This is a genomic window from Undibacterium sp. Ji49W (genome assembly GCF_049340205.1).
GTDB lineage: Bacteria > Pseudomonadota > Gammaproteobacteria > Burkholderiales > Burkholderiaceae_D > Undibacterium.
Window position 1 is genome coordinate 20,199 of the sequence record NZ_JBMPOW010000012.1, and the last position, 18,634, is coordinate 38,832.

At 54.0% G+C, this 18,634-nt stretch carries 14 protein-coding genes; 5 read left to right on the forward strand and 9 right to left on the reverse strand.

Annotated elements, in window-relative coordinates; all coding sequences use genetic code 11:
* Window positions 1-12: 12 nt before the first annotated feature.
* The 4 genes from ACO0LK_RS15850 to ACO0LK_RS15865 are packed head-to-tail and all read right to left on the reverse strand — an operon-like array spanning window position 13 to window position 3,678.
* The gene (locus ACO0LK_RS15850) at window positions 13-669 is read right to left on the reverse strand and encodes an ABC-type transport auxiliary lipoprotein family protein (RefSeq protein WP_422976626.1); all 657 of its coding nucleotides are present in this window, start codon (window positions 667-669) and stop codon (window positions 13-15) included.
* Window positions 666-1,610: an MlaD family protein gene (locus ACO0LK_RS15855; RefSeq protein WP_422976628.1), complete on the reverse strand. Its 945-nt coding sequence runs from the start codon at window positions 1,608-1,610 to the stop codon at window positions 666-668. The genes ACO0LK_RS15850 and ACO0LK_RS15855 overlap by 4 nt, the downstream gene beginning before the upstream one ends.
* Window positions 1,595-2,506, reverse strand: a complete 912-nt coding sequence (locus ACO0LK_RS15860) for an ABC transporter ATP-binding protein (protein ID WP_422976630.1) — start codon at window positions 2,504-2,506, stop codon at window positions 1,595-1,597. Before ACO0LK_RS15860 ends, ACO0LK_RS15855 begins: the two co-directional genes overlap by 16 nt.
* Window positions 2,506-3,678: an MlaE family ABC transporter permease gene (locus ACO0LK_RS15865; RefSeq protein WP_422976632.1), complete on the reverse strand. Its 1,173-nt coding sequence runs from the start codon at window positions 3,676-3,678 to the stop codon at window positions 2,506-2,508. Before ACO0LK_RS15865 ends, ACO0LK_RS15860 begins: the two co-directional genes overlap by 1 nt.
* Window positions 3,679-4,228: 550 nt before the next feature.
* On the opposite strand from ACO0LK_RS15865, the gene ACO0LK_RS15870 reads away from it, so the two are divergent.
* Together ACO0LK_RS15870 and ACO0LK_RS15875 are read left to right on the forward strand one after the other, a co-directional pair.
* Window positions 4,229-4,375, forward strand: coding sequence for a lmo0937 family membrane protein (locus tag ACO0LK_RS15870; RefSeq protein WP_422976634.1), 147 nt, complete (start codon window positions 4,229-4,231; stop codon window positions 4,373-4,375).
* A 77-nt stretch (window positions 4,376-4,452) separates the two neighbouring features.
* Entirely contained in the window at window positions 4,453-5,319 is an 867-nt protein-coding gene (locus ACO0LK_RS15875) for a YihY/virulence factor BrkB family protein (protein WP_422976880.1), read from the forward strand.
* 13 nt (window positions 5,320-5,332) lie between these two features.
* On the opposite strand, the gene ACO0LK_RS15880 is transcribed toward ACO0LK_RS15875, so the two are convergent.
* Window positions 5,333-6,595 carry an ectonucleotide pyrophosphatase/phosphodiesterase gene (locus ACO0LK_RS15880; RefSeq protein ID WP_422976636.1) on the reverse strand — a complete coding sequence of 421 codons (1,263 nt, stop codon included), beginning with the start codon at window positions 6,593-6,595 and terminating at the stop codon, window positions 5,333-5,335.
* Window positions 6,596-7,204: 609 nt separating this feature from the next.
* Between ACO0LK_RS15880 and ACO0LK_RS15885 the strand changes: the two genes are divergently transcribed.
* Both ACO0LK_RS15885 and ACO0LK_RS15890 read left to right on the forward strand, forming a co-directional pair.
* Window positions 7,205-10,699, forward strand: a complete 3,495-nt coding sequence (locus ACO0LK_RS15885) for an EAL domain-containing protein (protein WP_422976638.1) — start codon at window positions 7,205-7,207, stop codon at window positions 10,697-10,699.
* A 91-nt stretch (window positions 10,700-10,790) separates the two neighbouring features.
* The gene (locus ACO0LK_RS15890; protein ID WP_422976640.1) at window positions 10,791-12,608 is read left to right on the forward strand and encodes a redoxin family protein; all 1,818 of its coding nucleotides are present in this window, start codon (window positions 10,791-10,793) and stop codon (window positions 12,606-12,608) included.
* 20 nt (window positions 12,609-12,628) lie between these two features.
* Here the strand turns inward: ACO0LK_RS15890 and ACO0LK_RS15895 are convergent, their stop codons facing one another.
* Entirely contained in the window at window positions 12,629-13,459 is an 831-nt protein-coding gene (locus ACO0LK_RS15895; RefSeq protein ID WP_422976642.1) for a M50 family metallopeptidase, read from the reverse strand.
* Between the two features lie 284 nt (window positions 13,460-13,743).
* Here ACO0LK_RS15895 and ACO0LK_RS15900 point away from each other — a divergent pair, with 284 nt between their 5' ends.
* Window positions 13,744-14,247 carry a GNAT family N-acetyltransferase gene (locus ACO0LK_RS15900; RefSeq protein WP_422976644.1) on the forward strand — a complete coding sequence of 168 codons (504 nt, stop codon included), beginning with the start codon at window positions 13,744-13,746 and terminating at the stop codon, window positions 14,245-14,247.
* 34 nt (window positions 14,248-14,281) lie between these two features.
* Here ACO0LK_RS15900 and ACO0LK_RS15905 read toward each other — a convergent pair whose 3' ends face one another.
* The 3 genes from ACO0LK_RS15905 to ACO0LK_RS15915 all read right to left on the reverse strand — a co-directional run bounded on the left by ACO0LK_RS15905 (window position 14,282) and on the right by ACO0LK_RS15915 (window position 18,506).
* Window positions 14,282-15,568 carry a PQQ-dependent sugar dehydrogenase gene (locus tag ACO0LK_RS15905; protein ID WP_422976882.1) on the reverse strand — a complete coding sequence of 429 codons (1,287 nt, stop codon included), beginning with the start codon at window positions 15,566-15,568 and terminating at the stop codon, window positions 14,282-14,284.
* Between the two features lie 212 nt (window positions 15,569-15,780).
* Window positions 15,781-16,863: a calcium:proton antiporter gene (locus tag ACO0LK_RS15910; RefSeq protein WP_422976645.1), complete on the reverse strand. Its 1,083-nt coding sequence runs from the start codon at window positions 16,861-16,863 to the stop codon at window positions 15,781-15,783.
* Window positions 16,864-17,288: 425 nt separating this feature from the next.
* Window positions 17,289-18,506, reverse strand: coding sequence for a hypothetical protein (locus ACO0LK_RS15915; RefSeq protein ID WP_422976647.1), 1,218 nt, complete (start codon window positions 18,504-18,506; stop codon window positions 17,289-17,291).
* Window positions 18,507-18,634: the final 128 nt, after the last annotated feature.

Genomic DNA, 18,634 nt, shown 5'->3' on the forward strand with positions numbered 1-18,634 from the left:
ATGCACAAGCTGTCAGGGCTGTTTTCCCTTTAGTGTTCCCAACTGTTCAGCACAAAACGCTGTCAGTTGTTGCAGGGCCTGGGTCACAGCCTGGTTGCTGGCCAGGACGCCGCCGTAGGCGTCTTCGGTCGGGGTGGCGATGTTAACGTCAAATTCACGCCAGGCAGTGATTTGCTGGTTTTGGTTGTCCGACAGATGCGCGCGCAAGACGAAGTGGACACGGCTGGGTGTGCTGGTGAAGTCTTGTTGCAGGTTGCGTATTTCCAGATCCAGCCGGTAGGTGGTCTGCAAGGCGCTGGGTGCCTGTAATACGACCTTGAACAAGCCACTGGATTCCAGCGCGCTGGTGACCAGGGGCATGAGCATGGCGGCAGGTGGTTTTTGCCACTGGCTTTGCTGGAATTCTTCTACACGGTGCGGCTGACGCATGAACAGCATGCGGTTGCTGTCAAAACCGGCAGCAGCGCGGATGTTGCCTATCAGGATACTGGCTGGTGGATTGCCAATTGCCTTGTCAGGCGCCGGGATGCTGGCAACCGTATCGAGCCTGTACACTGCTGCCACCGGTACATTCGCCGGTTGCAGGGCAGAACAACCGGCGATCAATACTGCCAACAAGGGTAACAGGGGTAGCAGTTTGGCTGGTTTGGCTGAATGGGCAGGTTTCATGGTGTTGCTCCTTTTGATTCCCCTGGCCCTGGTGGCGCTGGCTGCCGTCCTCTGATCAGGCTGCTGGGGTTGTGTTCAGTTTGTTCGATCAGGCGAGTCAGCGATGCTGACAAGGTCGCCAGTTCTGCCATCAGCCTTTGTATCTCCGGCAGCGTGTCGGTACTGATCTGGCGCACGCCTCCACCCAGTTGATCCACGGCTGTTCTGGCACTGTCACTGGCCTTGCCAGCCTTGTCCGCCATGGCGGCGACAGCATCTGCACTTTTGCCTATGCGCTGGAACAGGGCATCCAGTTTGGCGCTGGCCTGGGCCGTATTATTGGTAGTGATGGCAGCATTTGAAATCGCCGCACGCATGGTCGCCTTTTGCGATGCCAGTGCATCCATCACGGCAGAAGTATCTTGCAAAATCTTGCTGAAGGCCGCACGGTTATCTTCATTCAGTATAGCATTCACGTTGGCTGCGGTACGGTCCAGGTTGGCCAGTACGGCGCTCAGGACATTTTCAAGACGGGCGCTTAAGGACGGCTTGGTGCGTATCTGCGGATAGCTTTGTCCGGCCAGGGCCTGCAATGCCGGCGCAGCGGGTGAGCCACCACTCAGTTCCACGTAGGCGATGCCGGTCAGCCCCTGGGTTTTCAATACAGCCTGGGTATCGGTCTTGATGGGTGTGTCGGCGGCAATGGCAAACAGCAATTGCACCTGCTGCGGATTAGCTGGATCCAGACTGATTGCATGCACCTTACCCACATTCACGCCCTGGTATTTGACTGGCGCATCCAGGTTCAGCCCCGCCACCGATTCATTCACCACCGATTGATACAAGACCGTCTGCGTGCGCTTGCCCAGGCCGACTGACAGCCACAATACGGCAGCCACCAGCAAGGCCCCCAGCGCCAGCACAAAAGCGCCGACGGCAGCGTAATTTACTTTGGTTTCCATAGACTGTCCTTGTTTGCCATTTGTTCTTGTTGTCCGGCTGCTTGTGTTTTTGTTTTTGTTTGTGTTTTTGTTTGAGTTTGTGCCTGTTCCTGCGCTGCCCTGCCCCGCGCCCCATCAAAATAATCACGGATGACCGGGTGCTGCATGTGTGACAACTCTTCCATGGAACCCACTGCCAGCACCCTGCCCTCGCCCAGCACCGCTACCCTGTGGGTTACCTGCCACAGCAAATCCAGATCATGGGTGATCATGACGATGGTGGGTTGATACAGTGCGTGCAAATGCCGCACCAGCGCATCGATACCACCTGCCCCGGCCGGGTCCAGGCCTGCCGTGGGTTCATCAAGAAACAATAGTTCCGGGTCCAGCGCCAGCGCCCTGGCCAGTGCGGCACGCTTTAACATGCCACCGCTAAGCTCGGCCGGATAGAGGCTGGCGGCCTCTGGCTTCAAACCAGTCAAGGATAATTTCCAGGCGGCGATCTCGTTGATGCTGGCTTCATCCAGATCGCTATGTTCGCGCAGCGGCAAACCTATGTTTTCGCTGACCGTCAGGGTGCCAAACAAGCCGCCTTTCTGAAACATCACGCCACAACGCTGGCGCAATGCGGCAGAATCTGCGTCGCTGATGCCAGCCAGTTCAGATCCCAGAACTGTGACCGAACCGGAATCGGGCGTGTGCAACAAAATCATTTCGCGCAATAACGTTGATTTGCCAGAACCACTGCCACCCACGATGGCAAGAATTTCGCCACGGCGTATATCCAGATCCAGGCCATCATGCACAATCTTGTCACCAAAACGGGTACAGACCTGGCGCATTTGAATCACATAATCATCGCCATCGGGCGCAGCCGCAGTGGCCGCAGTAGCTGTGGTGGCTGTAGTGGCTGCCATCACAGCCCTAGCACATTAAAAATGACGGAGAAACCGGCATCCAGCACGATAACGATAAAGATGGCCTGCACCACACTGCGCGTGGTTTGCCGGCCAACACTGTCGGCATTACCCTTAGTACGAAAGCCCTGATAACAACCTATGATGGCAATCACCATCGCAAATACCACCGACTTGCCGATGCCGATCAGCAGCGTCCTGAGCGGAATTTCAGTTGCGAAACGGTCCATGAATTCATGCGGGCCGACACCCAGTTGCGTACTGGCCATCAGCATGCCGCCCAGAATGCCCAGCAAGTCGGCAAACAGGGTCAGCAAGGGCAAGGCCAGCATCAGCGCCATCAGTTTTGGGATGACCAGCAAATCAATCGGGGGAATGCCCACCGTTTGCAGGGCATCAATTTCTTCCGTCACCACCATGGTGCCTATCTGTGCCGCATAGGCTGAGCCAGAACGTCCGGCAATGATGATGGCTGTAATCAGCGGCGCAAATTCGCGCAACATGGCATAGCCCACCAACTCCACCACAAAGATGTTCGCCCCATAGTGCTTGAGCTGGTCGGCACCCTGATAGGCAATCACAATGCCCAATAAAAACGAAGTGATACCGACGATAGGCAGGGCTTCAAATCCGGCAATCTGAATATTGCGCAGAATGGCACGGCCACGCCAGCGGCGTGGATGCCGCAGCACGCCCAGCACGCTAACGGCAATCTCCCCCAAAAAACCGAGCCAGGCCAGATTGTCATGCCAGACATTGACCGTTGCCTTACCAATTTTTTCCAGCAAGCCAGCGGCTTTAACTACAGGCTCTGCTGTCGCTGGCATCTCACCCAGGCCATCCAGCATATGCTGATAAGCGTCTGGCCAGCCTTGCAGGCTGATCTGCGTACCGCTGTCACGCAGTTTTTGCAGACGTGTGTGCATGATCCAGGCCACGATGCTGTCTATTTTTTGAATTTGCTGACCATCCAGTTGTACCATCGCCGGGTGACGTAGCAGCAAGGCATCCAGCTGACGCATGACATTACCCAACTGACAAATGGTCCAGCTACCGGACAGTTGCAAGATGCCTGGTGCGGTCTGCTGGATGCGTGCAGGCTGGTGCGCCGCCACACTGGCGGTGTCGCCTGTATCAGTTGGTATAGGGTGGTTGGCATTGGGGACAGGCATGGATGCTTATCGTAAAAAATACATGCCTTGAGCTTGCCATTGGATGACATGCAGTTCTGTGCGCTGGCGTACCAAGGGAGGGAAGAGTTTGTCTGGATAAAGCGCCTTGGCGATTCAGGCTGTTTGGATTCGATGAGAATTGAACAGGGATGGTGCGACATAAAACAGTTGAAACAAAGCAGTCGAAATAAAGCAGTCGAAACAAAGCCGCGTTCAGCCTCTCAAAATACTTGCGCAAAACCGCTCCAGCGACGATACAGAAGATGCATGGAGTTCTGTATTTTATCGTCGCCGAAACATGCCGGAGCGATTTTGCGCAAATATTCTTTTCCTTCTGCATCACTGGTCTGGTTTCAGACCCGGAAAGATACTGTATTCATGTGTTCAATGTGGTCAAGAATGACAGAAGAAAAACTATTGCTCTGTGCGCTAGCTAACAGACCGAAACAAACTTTTCTTTCAAGCTAAGGCCACCGTCAAAGCGGTAAGCCTTAGCATTGTTACCGGCCTGCCGGGCCTGTTGACCTAACCTACTTCAAGAGAGAAAATCATGCTTTATACCATCGCTGTAGTACTGATTATTTTGTGGTTACTGGGTATGGTGTCGGCCTATACCATCGGTGGCTTTATCCATGTCTTGCTGGTGATCGCCGTTATCATGATCTTGCTGCGTTTGATCAGCGGCAGAGGCATTTGACGCTGCTGTATCGCCTGCTACGGCCATGGCTGACACGGAAACGGGCCATCCCTGGCCTGCTGGTGGCACTGGCTGGAATGATAGGACGGGCCGTGCTGGAATGGGTACGCCATCGTGCGGCCAGCAAAGGTGCAGCGCTGGCCTTTTATACCCTGTTTTCCATGGTACCGGTGCTGATACTGGTACTGGCCATCGCCGGTTTCTTTTATGGCGAACAGGCCGCCCGGGGGCAATTGTTCAATCAATTGCAAGGCCTGGTCGGCCAAAGTGGGGCGGCAGCAATACAGGTGTCGCTGGCTGGTGCACATAACGTCTATGAAGGGCGTATCGCTACCCTGATCGCCAGCGTTTTGCTGTTGATTGGTGCCACCAGCGTGTTTGCCGAATTGAAAGAAAGCCTGGATGAAATCTGGCAAGTACCACCCAGCAGCGTCAATAGCCTGTGGCACTTCTTACGCACGCGCCTGTTGTCGTTCGGCTTGATACTGGTGCTGGCATTTTTGATGCTGGTGTCATTGATAGTCAGCGCAGTGCTGGCGGCACTGGAGCATTACTGGCAAGGCAGTCGCACCGTCGTGGCACTGATATTGCTACCGCTGTCGTCAGGCATAGGCTTCGCGGTGATTGCCTCAATGTTTGCCGTCATCTTCAAAATGCTACCGCAGGTACGGCTGTCCTGGGGGGATGTGTGGGTTGGTGCAACCGGCACGGCAAGCCTGTTTTATATCGGTAAATTTTTGATCGGCGTGTATATCGGCAACAGCGGCGTCGCCAGCAGTTTTGGTGCGGCCGGCTCCATCATCGCCCTGCTGCTATGGGTTTATTATTCTGCCCAGATCTTTTTGCTGGGTGCAGAATTCACCCGTCAGTATGCCTACAGCCTGGGCAGCTTGCGCGCCGTTAATCTGCATCGCAATACCCATGCCACTCATGGTATAGAGTGACATGGGGGACTAATTACTGAGCAAGAGCGCCTTGAACGGATTCAAGCTTACCATCAGATGGCAGGGCCGGAACATGAATCAGCTTCATGATCAATGGATAGACGCTGACGTTGTCGAAAGTCGGCAACACGGCCCCCTTTTTGAAGGCTGGGCCATTGGCAATAAACAGTGCCTGCATTTCTTTGCTCTGATTATCATAACCGTGTGCGCCTTTACCCGCTTTTGCAGCAGCAGCCGCATCAGGCATGACCAGCCAGCTCACTTCTGGCAGGCAGATAAAACGCGGGACGCGCGGGTTTTGTCCATATTCATAACGTGCAGGAATATTTTCTTTTTTCCAGCATTGCATATGCTCATGGGTTTTCAGCAGATCTTTGGCGACTGCTTCTTCCTGCCCCGGTTTCGGGTCGATACCGGCATAGCTGCCATAAGTCACGACGGTGTAAAGCGCAGGATTAACGATTTTGTCGAGTTGCACAGTACGTTCAGGGCTGGTGGCTGCCATGCCATGATCAGACACGATAATGACATTGGCATCCAGGTGCCGTGTACGCAAGCCTTCCATCAGGCGGGCAATGGCCACATCGGCACTGGCTACCGCTTCGGTGACTTCTGGCGTATCGGGGCCAAATTCATGACCAGCGTGATCTACCTGATCAAAATACAGGGTCAGAAACTGTGGGCGGCTGCTGGCAGGTTTGTCCAGCCAGGCCAGCATGGTATCAACACGGTCAGCCGGGCTCAGCTTGCCATCAAAGGGGCGATATTCCGATGGACGCACGCCGTGAATGGCAGCTTCAGAACCTGGCCAGAACATGATGGCAGAGCGAACATTATTTTTCTCTGCCGTCACCCAGACAGGCTCGGCCTCATCCCACCAGCGACGGTCCAGCACCGCGCTGCTGTTACCCAGTCTGAAACGCACGCCAGGAATCTTGCTGTCTTCCATGTTGTTGCCGACAATACCGTGATGATCTGGGCGCAAGCCTGTCACCAGCGTGTAATGGTTGGGAAAGGTGATGGATGGAAAAGATGGACGCATGGTCTCGGCACGCACGCCACTGGCAGCCATTGCATTCAGCCTGGGCGTCACACCACGGTTCAGGTAGTCGGGCTTGAAGCCGTCTATCGATACCAGGATAACAGGGCGGTATTCAGCCGTGGTGGTTGTGGCGGCAGCAGTGTCAGCGCCAGGTCTCTGCGACATGGGCGCACAGGCAGCCAGGGACAGGGTCAATAAAGTAAAAGCGAAGGTCTTAGCGTAGGATGATTTCATAATGTGTTGGTTAGAAAACGGACTGCTTTCAAATTAGTGGACGAATGAGTGGACGAATGCGTGGACGAATGCGTGGAATAAGCGTGGAATAAGCGTGGAATAAGCGTGAAATTTTTGGCAACGGAGCATATTATGATATGTACAGCGATGCATGCGGGAAACATATTTGTATAAGAAATGTGACAGCCATGCAGCGGTGAAGCTGATCGCACCAATAATGGCCGAACAATTAACAAGTTAGCTATAAAATCACAATAAAATCATACCCACAGCATGCATGCGGCTACAGGCTACGCCATACACAAGACACCTCTATGACTTGCTGGCTGTGTGGGCATAGATGCCAACATACATGCAGGCATACAGCAGACATACATGGAAACATGCGCGCAAACATAAATGGCCGGATTTTCCAGTTGTAAAGGATTGCAAACCATGCAAAATGGGCACAGACAATGATGGATATAGCGCTTATGATGAAAAATTACTTTGTAACATGAATACCATGTACCTGGCTTGCCAGGAAAATACAAACATACGGCCATCAAGCACTCTATTCCCAGATATCTGAATACAAGGCTTTCTCATCAGGATTACGGAAAAAGCACAATGACAGAACGCCGCGAAGAGACCGTCAGCAATTTATCGCCTGTGCCGGCAAGATCTATCCGCAGCTATTTGCTGATGCTGGTACTGGCTGTTTCTGTGCCGCTGGTGACCGCAGTCGGCATTGGTATCTATCACGATTTCCAGCAATCCACGGCCAATACCAAGACTGCCCTTAAGACCATGATCAGCGTCATGCTCAAAAATACCAAGGGCAAGCTTGAGCAGGCGCACCAGATCATGGCCGGTATCGCCAGCCTGCCACCGGTACGCCAACTGTCCCTGGCGGATTGCCCGGTAAAACTGGGTAATCTGGCCAACCTCAATCCCGCCTTTGCCCGCATTATGCTGGTTGATTTACAGGGCAATATTCTTTGCGCCATCCCCAACAAAAACAGGCAGCAGGATACCGCCGTCCCTAAACAGGTCATGGCAGAATATATACAGGGTGCCATCCGCAACAAGGGCCTGAACATTTCTGCACCACGCCGCAGTCATAATGATGGAAGCGGCCCCTGGTCCACCACCCTGAGCCTGCCGATCTGGGATGACGGACAACATATCGTCGGCGTTGTCCTGATGTCGCTGGATGTCGGCTTTTATGATCCCAACATCCCGTCCGAGTTCTTGCCAGAATCCAGCCGCTACGGATTCTTCCGTGATGACGGCATCATGGTTTGGCGAAATGAAGATCCTGACAGGGTCATCGGCACCCGCCCCAATGCAGAGGCAGCAAGACGTATCGTCGCAATAAAAAACGGCGAATTTGAAAGCACGGCCGTAGATGGCGTAGTGCGCTTCTTTTCAGTTGCGCCACTACCTGAATATGGCATGGTGGCCTTTGTCGGCGTGCCAGGACACACCATCTTTGCAGAATCCCGGTCCAGGACCATCCAGTCCATCCTGCTGGTGTTATTGATGATCGCCCTGCTATTGCTGGTCGCTTTCGGATTTGCCCGGCGTATCACCAAACCGATGACGGCGCTGGCCGATGTGGCGCGCGCCGTCAACAAGGGTGATCTGGGTGCCAGGGCACACATTGATGGCCCCAGTGAACTGCTGGCCGTAGCGCATGAATTCAATCGCATGCTGGTCGCGCAACAGCATAGTGATGAACAGTTTCGCGCCTTTCTGGGCAATAGTGCCCTCGTCGCCTGGGTCAAGGACTTTAGCGGGCGCTACCAGTTTGTCAGTGACAATTTCTTGCGCCGTTTCAATACCTCGATGCAAGATGTCATCGGCAAGACGGACCATGAACTCTGGCCAGCCAGCGTCGCTGACGGTTACCACGACAGTGACCTGGTCTTGCTGGAAAACCGCCAACAAAACGAAGCCGTCTGGCCATCCACCAATAGCGACGGCAGCATCAGTTGGTGGATGGTGAATAAATTTGTATTCACCGGCTTTAACGGCACACCCCAGTTGGGTGGGCTGGCAGTAGATATCACAGAACGCAAGCGCATAACCGACCTGGATGAACTGATCCTGCAAACAGCAATGGATGCCTTTTGGCTCATCAACAAAGACGGCAATCTGCAATCCGTCAACGAAACTGCCTGTAGCATGATGGGCTATACCCGCGAAGAAATGCTTGCCCTTAATATCACCGATATTGATGTGCTGGATGACACACGTGGCATGACGGTTTATGAACGCATCGACATCTTGCGCAAGGAAGGCAGCCAGCAGTTTGAAGCCAGACACAGACGCAAGGACGGTCGCATCATTGACGTTGAAGTGTCGGTGCGCTATCTGCCAGGTCAGGAATTATTCCCCGCTTTTGTACGCGACATCACCGCCCGCAAACAGGCAGAACAAAGCCTGCACCTGGCTGCCACCGTATTTGAATCGCATGAAGGCATGTTCGTCACCAATGCCCACCGGGTCATACAGCAGGTCAACCGCGCCTTTACCGAAATCACCGGTTATACAAGGGAAGACGCCATCGGCCAGACCCAGGATTTATTAAAATCCGGCCAGCATGATGAGGCTTTCTTTGTCGCCCTGAGCCAGCGTCTGGATACCGAAGGCACCTGGCAGGGTGAAATCTGGAACCGCCACAAAGATGGCCATGTCAGCCCGCAATGGCTGACCATTACTGCCGTCTATGGCAGCAACCATGAATTGCTGCATTATGTCGGCACCCTGACCGACATCACCACCCGCAAGGCCGCAGAAGATGAAATCAAGAACCTGGCCTTCTACGACCCCTTGACCAGATTGCCCAACCGCCGCCTGCTGACCGACCGCCTGCAACAGGCCCTGGCGTCGTGCGCCCGCAGTGGCCGCAAAGGTGCGCTGATGTATATCGACCTCGACAATTTCAAAACGCTCAATGATACCCAGGGCCACCATAAGGGCGACCTGCTCTTGCAGCAAGTGTCAGAACGCCTGATCCATTGCGTGCGTGAAGACGATACCGTAGCCCGTATCGGCGGTGATGAATTTGTGCTGTTACTGGAAAACCTGAGCGAGGCTACTAATGAAGCCGCCACCCAGATCGAAATGGTCGGCAAGAAAATTCTCGATGCCCTGAACCAGGCTTACGACCTGTCCGGCTATGAATGTCATAGCACACCCAGCATAGGCGTCACCCTGATCTCCGATCACGAGACCAGTTTCGATGAATTGATGAAACAGGCCGACCTGGCCATGTATGCTGCCAAGACCGCCGGCCGCAATACCCTGCGCTTTTTTGATCCGGGCATGCAGGCCGTGGTGACCTCACGCGCCGTCATGGAAAAAGAATTACGCGAAGGTTTGCGCAATGAGCAACTGCAGCTGTTTTACCAGGCACAAGTCAACCATGATGGTGAACTGACCGGCGTCGAAGCCCTGGTGCGCTGGCAACATCCGCAACGCGGCATGATATCGCCCGCAGAGTTCATTCCCCTGGCAGAATCTACCGGCCTGATACTACCGCTCGGTTACTGGGTCTTGCAAACGGCCTGCAAGCAACTGGTGAGCTGGGCACGCCAAGAACAGCGTGCCCACCTGACGATCGCCGTCAATGTCAGCGCACGCCAGTTCCGCCAGAACGATGTGGTCGAACAGGTATTGGCTATCATCCACCAGACCGGTGCCAATCCGCATCTGTTGAAACTGGAACTGACCGAAAGCCTGCTGGTGGACGACGTTGAAGACATTATCCGTAAAATGGAATTGCTCAAAGCCGCTGGCCTGTGTTTCTCGCTCGATGATTTTGGTACGGGTTATTCATCGCTGACGTATCTGAAACGCCTGCCGCTGGATCAATTGAAGATCGATCAATCCTTTGTGCGTGATGTACTGAGCGACCCCAACGATGCAGCCATCGCCCGCACCATCGTCGCCCTGAGCCAAAGCATGGGCTTGTCTGTCATCGCCGAAGGTGTTGAAAGCGCCGAACAACGCGACTACCTTGCCAGCCAGGGCTGCTATGCCTACCAGGGCTATTACTTTGGCCGCCCCATGCCCATCGCCGATTTTGAAGCAGCCCATCTGCCGCAGTTTGCCTGAGACATCCTGGCGCGGTCCGTAAAAATCAACTGCATGACAAATGGTTTAATCTAAAGTAAATTACCATCTCCTGACGCCTCCCCCTACTGACATGAAAGTGCGCCACAAGATGAAGCCTGGATTAAAGCTGCTGTTACCTGTCCTGTTTTGCCAGTTGCTGGCGTATGCCGATGTTGGCATCGCAGCTATCGCCAACGAGGCCAGCCCCGCGTCTGCTGGCTTGTACACTTTTGGTTACCGTGTGGGAGAACGCCTGGCGGATGTCAAATTCAAGGATGCCGACGGGCGCGAGGGTGTGCTGTCGCAACTGGCGGGCAAGCGTGGTGCCATCATCGTCATGCGCGATGCGGAATGTCCGGTATCGCAACGCTATGCACCGCGACTGGCTGAATTTGAAAAAGAATATACATCGCAAGGCTTTAATTTTGTGTACGTCGATGTCAGCCCCTATTCCGCTACAGATGCAAATACAGAAGCAAAAAAAAGTGCGTCCAGCAGCAAGCTGCAAGGTCGAGTGGTACTCGATACCAGTCGCGCCATCAGCAATGCCTTGCGGGCAGCATCTACCTCGGAAGTGTTTTTAGCAGATAACCGGGGCACCCTGCTGTACCGTGGTGCCATCGACGACCAGTACGGCATCGGTGTGCACAAAGACGCTCCCGGGCAAACCTGGCTGCGCAAAGCCATCGCCGAATACCAGTCAGGTAAAGACATTGTCACCCCACAAAGTGAGGCCAGTGGTTGCCTGTTGCCCGACCATGCTGGCGAAGCGGTACAAAACCGGCCCGTCACCTATCACAACCGCATCAGCCGCCTGATCACACAAAAATGCGAAATGTGCCACCGCGATGGCGGTGTTGCGCCCATGCCCTTGCAGACTTATGCACAGGTTACAGCCCGAAAAACCATTATCGATTACATGACCAGCAAGCGCCTCATGCCACCCTGGGGTGCTGACCCCGGCGTTGGTCACTGGGCCAATGACAGAAGCCTGTCAGAACAGGAACTGGCCGACCTGTCTAGCTGGTTGAAAGCAGACAGCCCGGCAGGCAATGCCAAAGAAGCCCCCGCCCCTCGCACCTATGTGGCAGGCTGGGACATGCTCAAGCCAGACGCCGTACTGCAAATTGCCGAGCCACATCAAGTACCGGCCCAGGGCGTGGTTGAATATCAGTACAGCTACCTGAAAACCAATTTTGACAGCGATAAATGGGTCACCGCGATGGAAATACGCCCGTCGGCCCCTAAAGTGGTACACCATATTTTAGTGTTCCTGGAAGAACCAGGCGCCAAGCGCCAGGCCGGCGGTATTGACGGTTTCTTTGCCGCACTGGTGCCTGGTACACCATTGACGACCTTCCCGGAGGGTGCGGCCAAGAAAATCCCCAAAGGTGCCTGGCTGAAATTCCAGATCCATTACCAGCCCAACGGTACTGCACAAACCGATCAGGCAAAAATCGCCTTCCAGTTCGCTGGCGACGTGAGCAATGCCGAAGGCAAATTAAAAGAAGTCAAAAGTGAATCCGCCTTCAATGCCAAGTTTGAAATACCGCCCGGTGCTGCCAATTACCCTATCGAATCCCTCTACCTGTTCCGCAAGCCCGGCAAACTGACGGCCCTGATGCCACATGCGCATCTGCGCGGCAAAGCCTGGAAGATAGAACTGGTGGACCAGGCAGGCAAGCGCAGCCTGTTGCTGAATATTCCCAAATACGATTTCAACTGGCAAACGGCTTATCAGTTTAAAGAAGCCATCCATGTCCAGCCCGGCATGCGCATCGCTGCCACCGCCTGGTATGACAATTCCAGCGACAACCCGTCCAATCCCAATCCCAAAGCGGCCGTGCATTTTGGTGAACAGACCTTTGAAGAAATGATGATCGCTTATTTTGACTGGATACCAGATTAAGGCGAATCAAAACTGGCGTGTTATCGCGGCTGCGGCAAAGCCAAAGCCCGCATGACACCCAGGCCCAGCAAGGTAAAATTGAGCACGCTGATCAACAGCGCAAAAAACACAAAGGCCAGCCAGGGCAAAGCCTGTACATTAAAGGGCAGGAACAGTGATGCAAATACCCGCGCGTCAGAATACATACCATTGCGCAGGGCTTCGTATTGAAAGATATAGCTGGTATCGCTAAAGGCGGAATAACACATGACAATGCCCAGCACCTGCAAGGCCAGCCTTTGCCAGGCATCTGTAGCGCGTAATAAAAACAGGCAGGCCATCATCAGCAAAACTGGCAATGCCACTGCCAGCAGATGTGTCACCTGCCATTGCGCCAGCAAGGGGAAATCGGCACTGCTCATCCATACCGGCTTGATCATGTAATAGCCACCGCAAGCAAAAAACAGCAGCAAGATCAGGTAGGGAATCCACAACTTCGTGGCGCGGGTTGATACCATCAGCAAAGCACTGCCACACAGCGCCGGCCCCAGCAAACCACCCAACAAGACCAGGCTTTGCCAACCACCGGCGGTGATAGCCGCACCACCATCTGCATCCATCTGAAACCAGTAAAACGATCCCCCGGTCAGCAGGCTGCCCAGCCCGTGCCCCATCTCATGCACAAACACCCCCACATACCGCAGCGGCGCTGTCAGCAGATATACCAGATATGCCAAATTGGGAAACAGCAAGGGCAAAACCACCCACAGCAAGAAAAACCCCGCCATCAAAGACAGCAACATCCGCCTGTGGCCCAGGCCACGATTGCTGGCTATAGTGTTTGAATAGATGGATCGATCATTGACAGGCATGGGTGTTCCCGTAGGTAGAAATTTCTGGCATAGTGTAAACCAGCTATGATATACGGGGTGGTAATTGGTGCGCGCAGCGCACCCTACACGGTGCCAGAATATTGGACGCCCGGTTCCAAATTCGCGATCATTTTGTAGGGTGCGCCGCGCGCACCAGATATTTGGGTAGGTAAAATTCCCTGTAGATGAAAGAAACCTGGCTCACACGTCACTTCAACCATCTTGAAAAATAATGCAGGTGAGCGATGCGCTGCGCCTGGTAACTAAACACCACAGAGGCCAATTTGCAAATCGCGTTTATCCAGGAAGAACAATACGAATCGGCTGTCGACCTGCTGCACGATATGAGCGCTCATTACAATGGTGAAGACGCCGTGTCCAGACAAGTCATCAGACAGCATTTCATGACAAACCTGACCGGACCTGATTCATCCATACGTATAGTCGTCGCCACGCGCGATGATGGCGTGGTGGTCGGGCTGATCGCAATCACGATATTTCATTCCCTGGTCAACGCGACGGCAGGTGAGACGGGACAGCTTTTTGTGAAAGAACTGTATGTACTGCGTGCAGAACGTCGCAGCGGCGTTGGTGAGGCATTGATAAAATGGGCGGCGCGTTATGCACTGAGCAAAAATTGCGTGCGGGTTGACTGGCATGTCAGGGCTGACAATGAAGCCGGACTGCGTTTCTACCAAAGCCTGGGGGGCATACCTGTCGATGACAGATTATGCTACCGCCTGTCAGGTACTGCCCTCACCCACGCGGCAAAAACCGACTGTGAATGAGGCATCAGTCTGCTTAAAAATTGCGCATCAGATCTTACTTCGCCGTCACCCGCCAGATAATATTACCTACGTCATCTGCCACCAGCAGGGCACCCTTGCTGTCAACAGCAACACCAACCGGGCGCCCCCTCGCCTTGCCGTCTGCAGTTAAGAATCCGGTGAGTATGTCTTGCGGTGCACCGGCCGGCTTGCCGTCGGCAAAGGGTACAAAAATCACCTTGTAGCCACTGTGAGGCTTGCGGTTCCATGAACCATGCTGGCCAACAAAGGCACCACCGGCATAGCTGGCAGGCAGCATTTTGGCATCATAAAAGGTTAGCCCCAGTGAAGCGGTATGTGAACCCAGTGCATAATCCGGCACCAGCGCTGTTGCCACCAGATCAGGTCGTTGCGGCTTTACCCGCACATCCACATGCTGGCCAAAATAGCTGTAGGGCCAGCCATAAAATCCGCCATCGCGTACCGATGTCATATAGTCTGGCACCAGGTCGTTACCCAGTTCATCTCTTTCATTCACGGCGGCCCACAACTGCCCACTCTGGGGTTGCCAGGCCAGCCCGTTGGCATTGCGCAAGCCGCTGGCAAACAGGCGCATACGGCCTGTTGCAATGTCAATTTCATGAATGGCGGCACGGTCTTTTTCATTTTCCATACCATTTTCTGCGACATTGCTGTTGGAGCCCACTGACACATACAGACGCAAGCCATCGCGGCTGGCTACCAGGTCCTTGGTCCAGTGATGGTTGATTTTTCCGGCAGGCAAATCCACAAATTTCACGCCCGGCTCCACGATACTGGTTTGCCCGTTCTTATAGGAGTAACGCATGATAGCGTCGGTATTGGCGACGTATAAATAATCCCCGACCAGAGCCATGCCAAATGGTGAATGCAAGCCTTGCAAAAACACGGTGCGGCTGGTGGCCACGCCGTGTTCATCCAGGCCACGTAATAAGGTAATGCGATCGGGGCTGGGCACACTGGCACCGGCAGATCCTTTGACCTTCTTTTCCACCCAGTTGCGTACCGCTTTTAAGCCACTGCTGGTATCGTGTACTGCTGGCGCATTGCTTTCAGCCACCAACACATCACCGTTGGGCAAGACATGCAGCATGCGCGGATGATCCAGCCCTGCTGCAAATGCCGTCACCGCCAGACCGTTGGCAGCCTGCGGTTTTTCACCCTTTGTCCAGCCTATGGCGGGGGCGATGTTAATCGTCGGCAAAATAGATTTTTCGGGCTCAGGCAGGTTGGGTTGGGTGCCAAAGCCACGGACTTCTGGCGCGCTACTTTGTGCACTGCATGTCTGCACTGCCAACAGCATTGCAGGCACCACCAACAGGCATAATCTGGCGGCAATACGGCGCGGGGTATCTTTCAGATTTGCCACTAAAGTGGCGGACGCGGCAGGTGTCATGATTGCTCCAGGCTGTAACGGGAAAGTGGTTCCCCATTACATCCCCCTGCGCGCACCCAGTCTGTTCGTCAACGTACAATAAACCTGCAATAAACCGTCATTGCCGGAATTTATATTTTTTACGGTACCACGGTGGTAAACAAATACACCGCAAAAATCACACAATGAATAGTGCCCTGCATGACGGTGGTACGGCCAGTACCCAGTGACAGCGAGGTAATAATCAGTGACAGCAACAACAGCACGCTGGATTTGGCATCAATACCCAGCGTCAGTGACCAGCCGGTGGCCAGCGAAATCACTGCCACCACAGGAATAGTCAGACCTATGCTGGCAAGTGCCGAACCCAGGGCCAGGTTGATACTGGTCTGCAAGCGATTGGCGCGGGCAGCACGGAAGGCAGCAACCCCTTCAGGCAACAACACCACAATCGCAATGATGATACCGACCAGGGCATTCGGCGCGCCTGCGGCCAGCACGGCATTTTCCAGCGTTGGTGCCAGTGACTTGGCCAGCAAGACCACGGCCCCCAGACACAGCATCAGCAAACCGGCACTCATCCAGCTCATTGCATTGGATGGCAAGGGTGCATGCGCATCTTCGTCTGCGGTGGCGACTTCGGGCAAAAAATAATCACGATGGCGCACCGTCTGCACCAGCACAAAGGTACCGTACAGTACCAGCGAAACAATAGCGATAAAAGTCAATTGGCTGGGGCTGTAATACGGGCCGGTTACGGTGGACGTAAAATTGGGCAAGACCAGGGTCAGCACTGCCAATGCCGCCAGCGTCGCCAGTGAGGTGCTGGCGCCACGCAGGCTGAAACTTTGTTCCTTGTGCAGGCTGGCACCGGCCAGCAGGCAAATACCGATAATGCCATTGAGGATAATCATGATGGCAGCAAACACCGTATCCCGCGCCAGACCGGACGTGGCTTCCCCACCGGCCAGCATCAGGGACACAATCAGGGCGACTTCGATCAGCGTCACCGCCAGGGCCAGCAGTAAGGTGCCAAATGGCTCACCGATGCGATGCGCCACCACTTCGGCGTGATACACCGCAGTCAGCACACCACCAAACAGAGCAGCCGTCAGCACGATGGCATACCAGGTGCCGGATATCAACAGAGAACCCGCCAGGATGATCCAGGCGGCAAAGGGGGTGATAACAGACCATGATGGTAAACGTGCGGGAATTTTCATAGTAATCCAGAGTGCTGTCGTGTGGTCCGCAGACAGGGCGGATCACACAAACAATGTGAGCCAGATGAAAGAATAGCCGAAAATTGCCTACCACATCAGATGATTCACAAGCAGCCGCGCATCAAAAGGCGACAAGCAAATGTTACGTAGGGTACGCCGCGCGCACCTTGTTCAATCACTTCACATCCATTTTACAGAGACGGTGCGCGTGGCGCACCCTACTGGGTTATGGCTTCGCGATAGAGTTTAAAGAATTTAAACACCTTCGGCGACTCGTCACAAAAGCAAAAAACGATAATAATTTCACGACTATCTAATGCTGACTAGCAGGGTGCGCCGCGCGCACCTTGTTCAATCACTTCACGTCCATTTTACAGAGACGGTGCGCGTGGTGCACCCTACTACGTAGCACCTTCCCTTCTGCATTACAGCGGCGTCTCTGCCACCGAATTCAACTGCTCTGCTGTCGGGAAATTCTTGACCAGATAGCGGGCGGGATAGCCCTCCACTTCCTGCATCAGGTCGGCGGCAATGCTCATGGCGGCGTCCCAAGTAATGATCTTGGTCCGGTGCTCGCTCTCTGATTCGCCGGGTATCAACAAAGCGACCAGATCGGTTTTCGGTAACAGCGTTACCACGCTCTGCGTCCAGGTGCACAAGGATGTCAGCAGGCCGGTTTGTTTGTTTTTGAAGACGGTAAAGGTGGCTACGAAAACGTCTGCCTTGTTTTTTTCGTACAGGGCTTCCAGCAAATCTTTCTGCGAGCCATAGTCTTCAGCGAGATAATATGTCTGCAATGATTTCAGGCTCGCAGCAACGTCAGTATCTTCCGGTGTGTAGCTGACGACCTGGCCGTTCTTGATCTTGTACATGTGAGCAGAAACCGTACGTCCTTCTTTTTCGGCACATTCCTGCGCATAAACTATCATAAAAAACAGACCCGCCTTATTTGATGCGGGTGTCACCAAAAAACGCCCGCGTGTCGGCACCATGATGACTGGGTCGCTGCCGCAATTAGCGCGATATGCCAGGTCTGGCAACAGGATGCGCGAAGAATCGTAGGCATCATCCCACACACCTGCGACCACACCGACGCCAAGTTCAACAAATTTATCGGCAGTACGGTCACGCAGGTTGCCCAGTGCCACATCCATCGCATCCTGCACGCTGACACCCCAGGTTTCAAAATTGGAGCGATTGACCAGCGCCATGGAATGTTCCGTGTCATAAGCCAGCATCAGCACGGCATCATCGCTGAAGTTCAGTGACGCTTCATCATAGGACATCGGTTTATCCTGGATCAGGCTGGTCAGGCGCAGGTATTCGCCCTGCCCGCGTGGCTTCACACTAGGCATGAGATGCGCTTTGGCGCTGGCAAAATCGTCCGGTATGCCTTCCAGTTTCAGGCCAGCGGTATATTTCAACAGTACTGTATCACGCTGTTTTTTTGGCGAAGCGCAGTAGTCACGGTAGGCATTGTGCAGGTTCAGGACATGAGAACCATTCTCGCCCACCAGCAGGCGGAAATCAGCTTCATCAAAACGGATGAGCTGATCCACGCCCTGCCTGCGCGCAAAATCAATGACGATCTGCCCGAACTTTTTGGTGGATGGCGTACTGCTGAAAAAATCAAAAATGCCCATGGCTGTCCTGTGCGGTTCGTTACTGCGTCATTCAAGTGGGTGAATCTGCTGTCTTATTTTACCAAGCTTTGTGGCAAATCCGGCATTTTGACAGACCCGTGCAATCTCCTTTGGTATTGGCTACCGAG